At 69.8% G+C, this 10,345-nt stretch carries 7 protein-coding genes; 5 read left to right on the top strand and 2 right to left on the bottom strand.

What is annotated here, in order from left to right; genetic code table 11:
• Positions 1 to 195 precede the first annotated feature (195 nt).
• Positions 196 to 1,632 (top strand): phospholipase D-like domain-containing protein, encoded by a 1,437-nt coding sequence (locus tag LPC10_RS22590; RefSeq protein WP_231344482.1) that lies wholly within the window; start codon positions 196 to 198, stop codon positions 1,630 to 1,632.
• Here LPC10_RS22590 and LPC10_RS22585 read toward each other — a convergent pair.
• Together LPC10_RS22585 and LPC10_RS22580 are read right to left on the bottom strand one after the other, a co-directional pair.
• Positions 1,526 to 2,302: an endonuclease/exonuclease/phosphatase family protein gene (locus tag LPC10_RS22585; RefSeq protein ID WP_231344481.1), complete on the bottom strand. Its 777-nt coding sequence runs from the start codon at positions 2,300 to 2,302 to the stop codon at positions 1,526 to 1,528. The genes LPC10_RS22590 and LPC10_RS22585 overlap by 107 nt on opposite strands.
• An 86-nt stretch (positions 2,303 to 2,388) precedes the next feature.
• A complete protein-coding gene (locus tag LPC10_RS22580; protein ID WP_231344480.1) occupies positions 2,389 to 3,186 on the bottom strand; it encodes an enoyl-CoA hydratase in 798 nt (265 codons plus the stop codon).
• Positions 3,187 to 3,321: 135 nt separating this feature from the next.
• On the opposite strand from LPC10_RS22580, the gene LPC10_RS22575 reads away from it, so the two are divergent.
• The 4 genes from LPC10_RS22575 (at position 3,322) to LPC10_RS22560 (ending at position 10,277) form a co-directional block, all read left to right on the top strand.
• Complete coding sequence (locus LPC10_RS22575; RefSeq protein WP_231344479.1) at positions 3,322 to 3,933, top strand: nitroreductase family protein; 612 nt, start codon at positions 3,322 to 3,324, stop codon at positions 3,931 to 3,933.
• Positions 3,934 to 4,074: 141 nt separating this feature from the next.
• Positions 4,075 to 5,697 (top strand): AMP-binding protein, encoded by a 1,623-nt coding sequence (locus tag LPC10_RS22570; RefSeq protein WP_370644606.1) that lies wholly within the window; start codon positions 4,075 to 4,077, stop codon positions 5,695 to 5,697.
• A gap of 169 nt (positions 5,698 to 5,866) precedes the next feature.
• The gene (gene ahcY / locus LPC10_RS22565; protein ID WP_231344478.1) at positions 5,867 to 7,273 is read left to right on the top strand and encodes an adenosylhomocysteinase; all 1,407 of its coding nucleotides are present in this window, start codon (positions 5,867 to 5,869) and stop codon (positions 7,271 to 7,273) included.
• Positions 7,274 to 7,763: 490 nt separating this feature from the next.
• Positions 7,764 to 10,277, top strand: a complete 2,514-nt coding sequence (locus LPC10_RS22560) for a PAS domain-containing sensor histidine kinase (RefSeq protein WP_231344476.1) — start codon at positions 7,764 to 7,766, stop codon at positions 10,275 to 10,277.
• Positions 10,278 to 10,345 lie beyond the last annotated feature (68 nt).

The raw sequence follows: 10,345 nt of genomic DNA, 5'->3' as shown, positions 1-10,345 counted from the left end.
TGACCCTCGGGAGGCGTGTGCGACCACCTGAGGACAAGAGGGTGAAGGCTTTCGAAAGGCGGCGGCCGTGCCGGCTCTCGTTCGAGGTTTGTTCTAGCACGGGGCGGCAATCTGTGGCGAGGCGCCTGTTCGCCGCCCCAGGCTTGGCTTATCTCCTCGGCCATTCCCCGACAGGGCAGGGCGGCAGGCGGACCGGTGGAAGAAGTTCTCACCCGATGGCTCGGCACGACGGCCTCGCTTCGCACCGAGATCGTCGCGGCCATCGGCCTCGTGATCTCGGCGGGCGTCAGCGTCCACGTGCTGCTGCGCAAGCGAGTGGTGGGCGCGGCGATCGGCTGGATCGGGCTGGCCTGGCTCGCGCCGGTCTTCGGCAGCCTCCTCTACATCACCTTCGGCATCAACCGGGTCGAACGGCGCGCCCGGCGGCTGAAGCGGCGCCCCTCGCAGACGGTCGACGACACGCCGCAGCCCTCCGCCCACGTGCCCGAGCCGTACCGCGCCCTCGACCGGGCGGCGCAGTCGATCACAGGCCTGCCGACCGTGGCCGGTAACCGCTTCGCGATGTTCCGCAACGGCGACGAGGCCTATCCGGCGATGCTGGCGGCGATCGGCGAGGCAAGCCGCAGCGTCGCGCTGTCGAGCTACATCTTTCGCGACGACGCGACCGGACGGGCCTTTTGCGACGCGCTGAAGGCGGCCCAGGACCGGGGCGCCGAGGTGCGGGTCATCCTCGACGGCATCGGCAGCGGCTACTTCTTCCCGGCGGCGTGGCGGCGCCTGCGTCGGCTTGGGGTGCCGGCGGGCCTGTTCATGCATTCCGCGCTGCCCTGGCGGATGCCCTTCCTGAACCTGCGCACGCACAAGAAGCTGCTGATCCTCGACGGACGCGTCGCCTTCACCGGCGGCGTCAACATCTCCGACGGCAACCGCGTCGCCCAGAAGCCGGACTTTCCGATCCGCGACACCCATTTCCGGATCGAGGGGCCGGTGGTCGAGCACCTGACGCAGGCCTTCATCGCCGACTGGCTGTTCGTGGCCGACGAGGAGCTGGACGGCGAGGCGTGGCTGCCGCCGCTCGCGCTGGCCGGCGCGGTCACCGCCCGCGTCGTCACCTCGGGCCCCGACGCCGACATCGAGAAGATCGCCACCGTGATCCTTCAGGCGATCACCTGCGCGAAGGACTCGATCCGGCTGACGACGCCGTATTTCCTGCCCAACGACCTCATCGTGAACGCGCTGTGCCTTGCGGCGACCCGCGGCATCGAGGTCGACGTGGTCATCCCCAAGAAGAGCGACCATCGCTTCGTCGATTGGGCGACTCGCGGCCATATCGACCCGCTGCTCAAGAGCGGCGTGCGGATCTGGATCGATGGCCCGCCCTTCGACCATTCGAAGGCGATGACCGTCGACGGGCAATGGTGCTTCATCGGCAGCGCGAACTGGGATTCGCGCAGCTTCCGCCTGAACTTCGAATTGAACGTCGAGGTCTACGACACGGAGCTCGCTCGAAGGCTCGAAGCCTTCATCATGGGGAAGCGCCAGACCCGCCTGACGCTGAACGACCTCGACGCCCGCCTGCTCCCCGTGCGCCTGCGCGACGCAGCCGTCCGACTGCTTCTGCCATACCTCTGAGCCGGCCGATCGCGGCGGCGCCCTCCGGTGCGGGCGAGAGACGCACCACGATCGGATGATGGTCGGAGAGGCCGCGTGGCAGGACCATGCGCTCGTGGCAGACGAGGCCGCGCACGAGGCAGCGGTCGAGCCGCAGCGGCAGCACGTCGACCATGGCATGGGTGGGACGCCGCGGGCCGACATCGCGGAACCCCGGCAACAGGGCCGGGCCGACGATGTTGTAGTCGCCGAGCACCGCCGCGCGGACCGGCAAATGGCTCTCGATCCGCCGAAGCTGGCGTCGGTTCAGAACCTGCCCGTGCGAGAGATGCACGTTGGCGACGCCGAAATCGCCCCAGTCGAGCACCTGGCAGACCCGATCGATCAGCACGCCCGGGGGGAGGGTGACGATCTCGGGCGGCTTGCCCCATTCGACCGGGCTCCACATCGCCAGCCCGTGGATGCGCCCCGGCAATTGCGCCCAGGCATAGACGCCGCCGACCCGGTTCTTCAGGGCGGCGATCTCCTTGGTCGCCTCCTGCATCAGCAGCAGGTCGGGCCGCTCCTGCTCGATCAGCGTGACGAGGCAATCCACCGCCGCGCCGGTGCGGCGCAGCAGGTTCCAGCTCACGATCTTTTTGGAGTCGGGACCGGGTGCGGGCAGGGTGATGGCATTGCGGCGCAGGAGCATGAGGCTGTTTCGCGCGATCTCGTGTCGGCTTCGGGGCGGCGGGGAGGCAATGCGCCGGGGCAGGATCGGTTCGACCCCTCGCGCGTTCAACGTCCCCTGCGATCGAGGAAGGCGGCGATCCCCTCTTCCGCCGTGCGTGCCAGCATGTTCTCCAGCATCACCCGGCCGGCGTGGGCATAGGCCTCGGCCCGAGGCATCTCCAGTTGCTCGTAGAAGGCCCGCTTGCCGATCCGCACCGTATAGGGGCTGCGCGCCGCGATTCCTGCGGCCAGCGCCTGCGCCGCGGGAAGCGCGCCGCCCACCTCCACCACGTCGTTGACGAGGCCGAGGCGCTGCGCCTCTTCCGCATCCGCCATGTCGGCGGTGAGCAGCATCCGCATCGCCGCCTTGCGCGAGAGATTGCGCGAGAGCGCCACCATCGGCGTCGAGCAGAACAGGCCGATCTGCACGCCCGGCGTGGCGAAGCGCGCCTGCGCCCCCGCCACCGCGAGATCGCAGGAGGCCACGAGTTGGCAGCCGGCGGCGGTGGCGACGCCCTCCACCGCCGCGATCACCGGCTGCGGCAGGGCGGGGATCGCCATCATCACGTCTGAGCAGAGCGCGAACAGCGCCTCGAACCGCTTCGCGCCGCGGTCGGCCTCCCCGCGATAGCCGGTCATCTCCTTGAGGTCGTGGCCGGCGCAGAAGGCGGGGCCCGCTGCCGCCAGCACCACGGCGCGCACGCTCCCGTCCTCCGCAAGACCGGCGAAGGCGTCGCGCAGGGCTTCGAGCAGGCCAAGCGAGAGGGCGTTGCGGGCCGCCGGCCGGTTGAGCGTCAGGGTGGCGACGCCGTCGTGGTCCGCGCGCAGCAGAAGGGGGGTCGAGCCGGTTTCGCTCACGGGCATCCTCGTCGGGCCAATGTCTTCCACCTCGTTCTCGCCCGCCTTGGGAGGCGCGGCAACACCACCCCCTAGCCCGCGCTTGTGCACTGCCATACCGTGCGCCGCACCATCATCCTGCCAGCCCGGAGACCGCCACCGGTGACCGAAGCGACGACTCGCCCTACCACCCGCACGCCCGACCACGCCATCGAACCGATCTTCGCCGAGCGCTGGTCGCCCCGTGCCTTCACCGGTGAGGCGGTGCCCGAGGCCGAGCTGTTCAGGATGTTCGAGGCGGCGCGCTGGTCGCCGTCGGCCTACAACTCGCAGCCCTGGCGCTTCCTCTACGCACTGCGCGGCACGCCGGACTGGGACGCCTTCTTCGACCTCCTGGTGCCGGGCAACCAGAAATGGGCCAAGGATACGGGCGCCCTCGTCATCCTCGTCTCGAGCAGCCGGATGAAGGTCGGCGACGAATTCAAGCCGTCCGCCAGCCACTCGCTCGATGCGGGGGCCGCCTCGCTCGCCTTCGCGCTCCAGGCCAACCGCCAGGGCTGGCACGTCCACGGCATGGGCGGCTTCGACAAGGAGCGGGCGGTGACGGTGCTGAACGTACCCGAGCATCATCGGGTCGAGGCGGCCTACGCGGTCGGGCGCGCGACGCCCTGGGCGGAGCTGAGCGAGGAGCAACAGGCCAAGGAACGCCCAAACGCCCGCCGCCCGATCACCGATTTCGCCTTCCGCGGCGGCTTTCCGCCTCGCGAAGACTAGGCCCGCAAGACTGCGTGCAGCCTGCGGATTGCGGCTGCCCCGGCGAGGGTGGATGAGGGGCGGCCGGTCCCGCTGCGGCGCGACCGGCAAGACGAAACAGGACCGGCGCCGGGGGGCCGCCGCAGGTTCGAGGACAAGGCCGTGCCGGAGCCAGCCGACACTTACGAACAATGCGTCGCGAATTTCCGCTGGGAGATCCCGGAGCGCTACAACATCGCGGCCGATGTCTGCGACCGCTGGGCGCTGAGCGAGCCCGACCGCACCGCACTCCTCGTCCTGGGAGCCGACGACCGTCCCGAGGCGATGAGCTACGGCCGTCTGCGCTCCTGTTCGCTGCGGCTCGCGGCAGCACTGGCCGCGCGCGGCGTCGGGCCGGGCGACCGGGTAGCGGTGTTGCTGCCGCAATCGGCGGCGGTGGTGGTGACACATTTCGCCGCCTACCGGCTCGGGGCGATCGCACTCCCGCTCGCCGGCCTGTTCGGTGAGGCGGCTCTGCGCCATCGCCTCGCCGATTCCGGCGCCTGCGCCGTCGTCACCGACGCGCCGGGGCTGGCCAAGCTGGAGCCGCTGCGCGCCGACTTGCCGGATCTCGCCACGATCCTCTCGGTCGATGGGGCAGGGGACGCCGCGGAGGATTTCTTCGCGGCTCTGGAGAACGCCCCGGACGGGTTCGCGACACGGGCGACCGGGCCGGACGATCCGGCCCTGATGATCTACACCTCCGGCACGACCGGGCTGGCCAAGGGCGCGCTGCACGGCCACCGGGTCCTGCTCGGTCACCTGCCGGGCTGGACCCTGATGCACGGTTTTCCCGCTGAAGGCACCGGGCTGATGTGGACGCCCTCCGACTGGGCCTGGGCCGGCGGCCTGCTCAATGTGCTGATGCCGTCGCTCCGCCTCGGCATGCCGGTGGTCGCGAAGGCCTCGGGCCGGTTCGAGCCGGAAGCGGCGTTCCGGCTGATGGCCGATCTCGGCGTCACCCACGCCTTCCTGCCGCCGACCGCGCTGCGGATGCTGCGCGGCGTCACGAACCCGCGCGAAATCTTCGATCTCTCCGCCTTGCGCAACATCGCCTCGGCCGGCGAGGCGCTCGGGGCCGAGACCTTCGAATGGGCGCGAGCCGCGCTCGGCCTCACCATCGGCGAGGCCTACGGCCAGACCGAGTGCAACCTCGTTCTCGCCTCCAGCGCGCGGATCGGCGTGGCGCGGGCCGGTGCCACGGGCAAGCCGGTGCCCGGCCACCGCGTCGCGGTCTTGCGCGAGGACGGGACCGAGGCGGATATCGACGAGACCGGCGAGATCGCCGTACGCGCGCCCGACCCGGTGCTGTTCCTCGACTACTGGAACCAGCCCGAGGCGACCGCGAATAAATTCCGCGACGGCTGGTGGATGACCGGCGACCAGGCGCGGCGCGACGCCGACGGCTACATCCGTTTCGTCGGCCGCGAGGACGATCTCATCACCTCCGCCGCCTACCGGATCGGCCCGGCCGAGATCGAAGCCTGCCTCTGCGCCCATCCGGCGGTGGCCCTCGCCGCCGCCGTCGGCGTGCCCGACCCGCTTCGCACCGAGACCGTGAAGGCCTTCGTCACCCTGCGCACCGGCTTTTCACCCTCCGACGCGCTCGCCGCCGAGATCCTCGCCTTCGCTAAGGCGCGCCTCTCCGCCCACGAGGTGCCGCGCGCGCTCGCGTTTCGCGACACCCTGCCAATGACGACGAGCGGCAAGATCATCCGGCGGCAGTTGCGGGACGAGCCGGCCTGAGCGCCCAGCCGTTCACCCTGGAATTAAACGCATAAAGACATCTTTATGTCTTGATTGCTCCCTAAGCCCCGCCCTGCTACAGGGATGGCCGACCCGGCCGGGTGAACCGGCCGATGCGCCGGAACGATTGGCCGTTTCGCGCCGGCCACGACTGAAAAGGGATACCGAGATGGCAGTTGCCAACGATTACATCGTCAAGGACATCGGGCTGGCCGATTACGGCCGCAAGGAAATCTCGATCGCCGAGACCGAGATGCCCGGCCTGATGGCGACCCGCGCCGAGTACGGCGCGTCGCAGCCGCTCAAGGGCGCCAAGATCGCCGGCTCGCTGCACATGACGATCCAGACGGCGGTGCTGATCGAGACCCTGAAGGCGCTCGGTGCCGACATCCGCTGGGTCTCCTGCAACATCTACTCGACCCAGGACCACGCCGCCGCCGCCATCGCGGCTGCCGGCATCCCGGTCTTCGCCGTGAAGGGCGAGACCCTGACCGAGTACTGGGACTACACCTCGAAGCTGTTCGACTGGCATGACGGCGGCATGCCGAACATGATCCTCGACGACGGCGGCGACGCCACCATGTTCGTCCATCTGGGTCTGCGGGCCGAGAACGGCGACACCGCCTTCCTCGACAAGCCGGAATCCGAGGAGGAGGAGATCTTCTTCGCTCTCCTGAAGAAGAAGCTCGCCGAGAAGCCGAAGGGCTGGTTCGCCGGTCTCGCCGACTCGATCAAGGGCGTCTCCGAGGAGACCACCACGGGCGTGCACCGCCTCTACAACCTCGCCAAGGAGGGCAAGCTGCTCTTCCCGGCGATCAACGTGAACGACTCGGTCACCAAGTCGAAGTTCGACAACCTCTACGGCTGCAAGGAGTCGCTGGTCGACGGCATCCGCCGCGGCACCGACGTCATGATGGCCGGCAAGGTCGCCATGGTCGCGGGCTTCGGCGACGTGGGCAAGGGCTCGGCCGCCTCGCTCCGCAACGCCGGCTGCCGCGTCATGGTCTCCGAGATCGATCCGATCTGCGCCCTGCAGGCGGCGATGGAGGGCTACGAGGTCGTCACCATGGAAGATGCCGCGCCGCGCGCCGACATCTTCGTGACCGCGACGGGCAACAAGGACATCATCACGATCGAGCACATGCGGGCGATGAAGGACCGCGCCATCGTGTGCAACATCGGCCACTTCGACAACGAGATCCAGGTCGCCGGCCTGAAGAACCTCAAGTGGCAGAACATCAAGCCGCAGGTCGACGAGATCGAGTTCGCCGACGGCCACCGCATCATCCTCCTCTCGGAGGGCCGCCTGGTGAACCTCGGCAACGCGACGGGCCACCCGTCCTTCGTGATGTCGGCCTCCTTCACCAACCAGACGCTCGCCCAGATCGAGCTGTGGACCAACCCCGGCAAGTATGAGCGGCAGGTCTACACGCTGCCCAAGGCCCTCGACGAGAAGGTCGCGGCCCTGCACCTCGAGAAGATCGGCGTGAAGCTCTCCAAGCTCCGCCCCGATCAGGCCGCCTATATCGGCGTGTCGCAGACCGGCCCGTTCAAGCCCGAGCATTACCGCTACTGATCGACGTTCGAGCACCCGGCTTCGTTCAGGAAACCGGGTCGCCGGCGCGATTGGACCTGCCGTCAGAGTCACGCAAGAAGCCCGGCCATGGCCGGGCTTCTCTCGTTTTGCGGGTCGCCTCGCGCCGGCACAGACCGGCCATCGCACCGGTGGCGAAACTGTTTTCACGGCTGCATGGGAGACTTGACTTAGGATTACGGCCCATACGGCGCGGCAATCATTCCTAAGACGGCGTCAAGAGACCATTTCGGTGGTGTGGCTTTTGGGTGCTGTGTGCCGCCGGAATGCAGGGCCGACCCGCTCGGGGCGATAAAGGCGCTTCCAGCCGGAATCGACCCCGCGTTACAGTGGCGCGAATCTTCGGAAGCAGGTGCCTGCGCGGCGGCGGCAAGCCGGTTGCGGCGGTGGGCATTTGCCCGGCGTGTTCGGTGAGCTTTCCGAGCCGTGGGCGCGAGCGCCGCGGAGCGCCGGGTATGGGGTGGGGGCGGACATGGGTCTGGAACGGGCGGCGCGCGTCCTGTCGCGCGTCGGCGTCCTCGTCGTCGCGGCGCCGGTCGCGGCACTCGCCGAGGGGGCTCCGTCCATCGAAGCGAGGCCGATGCTGGGAGCGATGCAAACGCACAACGTTGCCGGCCTTGCCGTCGTCCTCGGCCTCATCCTGTTCGCGACCATCCTGTCGCTGGTCTATCTGCGCGAGCGCGTCGGCTGGACGCGCAAGGAGCGGGCGCTTCAGGACGAACTCGCTCAGCTCCGGGGCGCGCACGACCGGGCCGAGATGCTGCTCCATTCCGAGCATCAGGTCCTCATCGCCTGGGCCGGGCGCGGCGAGCCGAGCATCGTCGGCGATGCCGGTTTCGCCCAGGATTTTCGGAACCAGGATGCCCGCGGGATTCAGGGCGCCTCCCGGCACCTGCTGACCTTCGGCACCTGGCTCACGCCCCAGGACGCGCAGCTCCTCGAGGCGGCGGTCGCCACGTTGCGCGAACGCGGCACCGGCTTCCGGACGAATCTGCGCAGCCTCGCCGGGCGCTTCATCGAGGCGCAGGGGCAGGCGGTGGGCGGCCGGGCGCTGCTGCGCCTGCGCGAGACCACCGAGGAGCGCCGCGAGCTGATCGAGCTGCGCCACACCCTGGACGAGGCCAAAAGCCGTCTCGCCGCGCTCGCGGGTCTGCTCGACGCGATCCCGCAGCCGGTCTGGCACCGATCCCCGGACGGGGCGCTCGCCTTCGTCAACGCCGCCTACGCCGCTGCCGTCGAGGCCCCGAGCCGTGAAACGGCGCTGCATCACGGCCTGGAACTCCTCGACCGCGGCGCCCGCGAGCAGATCGCCCGCCAAGTGCGACGCGCCGGCCTCGCCCCCCAACCCTTACGCCTCTCGGCGGTGGTGGCGGGCGCCCGCCGCACCCTCGACGTCAGCGAGAGCACCCTGGAGGCCGGCCGCGTCGGCATCGCCGTCGACGTCTCGGAGCTGGAGAGCGTGCGCGCCGACCTGCAGCGGCAGATGGACGCCAACGTGCGCACCCTCGACCAGTTGCCGACCGCGGTGGCGATCTTCGATGCGCGCCAGCGCCTGATCTTCCACAACGCCGCCTACCAGCGCCTGTGGGATCTCGACCCCGCCTTCCTCGAAGGCCGCCCGCTCGACGGCGAGATCCTCGACCGCCTGCGCGCCGCCCGCAAGCTGCCCGAGCAAGCCGATTTCCGCTCGTGGAAGGCCGACGTGCTCGCCGCCTACCGCGCGGTCGAGCCGACCGACACGCCCTGGTACCTGCCCGACGGGCGGACGCTCCGCGTCGTCGCCGACCCCAACCCGCAGGGCGGCCTGACCTATCTCTACCACGACGTCTCGGAGAGCATGAAGCTCGCCTCGCGCTACGACGCGCTGATGAAGGAGCAGGCCGAGACCCTGGAGGCACTCAAGGAGCCGGTGGCGGTGTTCGGCGCCGACGGGCGCCTGACGGTGGCAAACCGCGCCTTCGCCGCGACCTGGCGCCTCGACCCGGCGACGCTCGCGGGCAAGCCGCATGTCGATGCGGTGATCGCCGCCTGCCGGGCGCTGACCCCCGACCAGAGCGCCTGGGCCGGCATCCGCCAGTCGATCACCGGCCTGTCCGAGACCCGCAGCGGCCATGGCTGCCGCCTCGATATCAGCGACGGCACGGTGCTCGACTGTTCCTCGCAGCCGCTGCCGCTCGGCGCCACGCTGCTGACCTTCATCGACGTCACCGCGAGCGCCAATGTCGAGCGGGCGCTGACCGAGAAGAACGACGCCCTGGAGCGCGCCTCGCAGCTGCGCGACACCTTCGTCCACCACGTCTCCTACGAGCTGCGCTCGCCGCTCACCAACATCATCGGCTTCACCCAGTTGCTGGGCGACGAGACCGTCGGCGCGCTGAACGAGCGCCAGCGCGAATATTCCGAGCACATCATGCGCTCGTCCGCCGCGCTGCTCGTCATCATCAACGACATCCTCGACCTCGCCTCGATCGATGCCGGCTCGCTCGAATTGCAGCGCGAGACCATCGACGTGCGCTCCACCGTGGAGGCCGCCGCCCGCGGCATCGAGGATCGGCTCGCAGAATCCGATATCGGCCTCGACCTCGACGTGCCGGAGGACATCGGCAACGTCTTCGCCGACGGCAAGCGGGTGCGCCAGATCCTGTTCAACCTGCTCTCCAACGCGGTCGGCTTCTCCGCGCCCGGCCAGCAGGTCCGCGTCGAGGCCCGGCGCGAGGGAACGGCGCTGCGGCTGACCGTGATCGACCGCGGCCGCGGCATCGCGCCCGAGGTGATCGACCGGGTGTTCGACCGGTTCGAGAGCAACACGCTCGGCACCAAGCACCGCGGCGTCGGCCTCGGCCTCTCGATCGTGCGCTCCTTCGTCGAGCTGCATGGCGGTCGCGTCGAGATCCACTCGGCGCCGGGCGCGGGCACCCGCGTCACCTGCCTGTTCCCGGTCGAGACGCCGCCGGGCAATGGGAGCCTCGCCGAGGCCGCCGAGTAGGACATCGACGTTCTTCGAGAGCCGGCCGCCGCTCACGGAATCGGGGTGAAATCGGCTCGCGCCGGCAG

Source organism: Methylorubrum sp. B1-46 (genome assembly GCF_021117295.1).
In the GTDB taxonomy this organism is placed as follows: domain Bacteria; phylum Pseudomonadota; class Alphaproteobacteria; order Rhizobiales; family Beijerinckiaceae; genus Methylobacterium.
The sequence above is the reverse complement of the archived record's forward strand: the minus strand, read 5'-3'. Positions and strand labels throughout refer to the sequence as shown.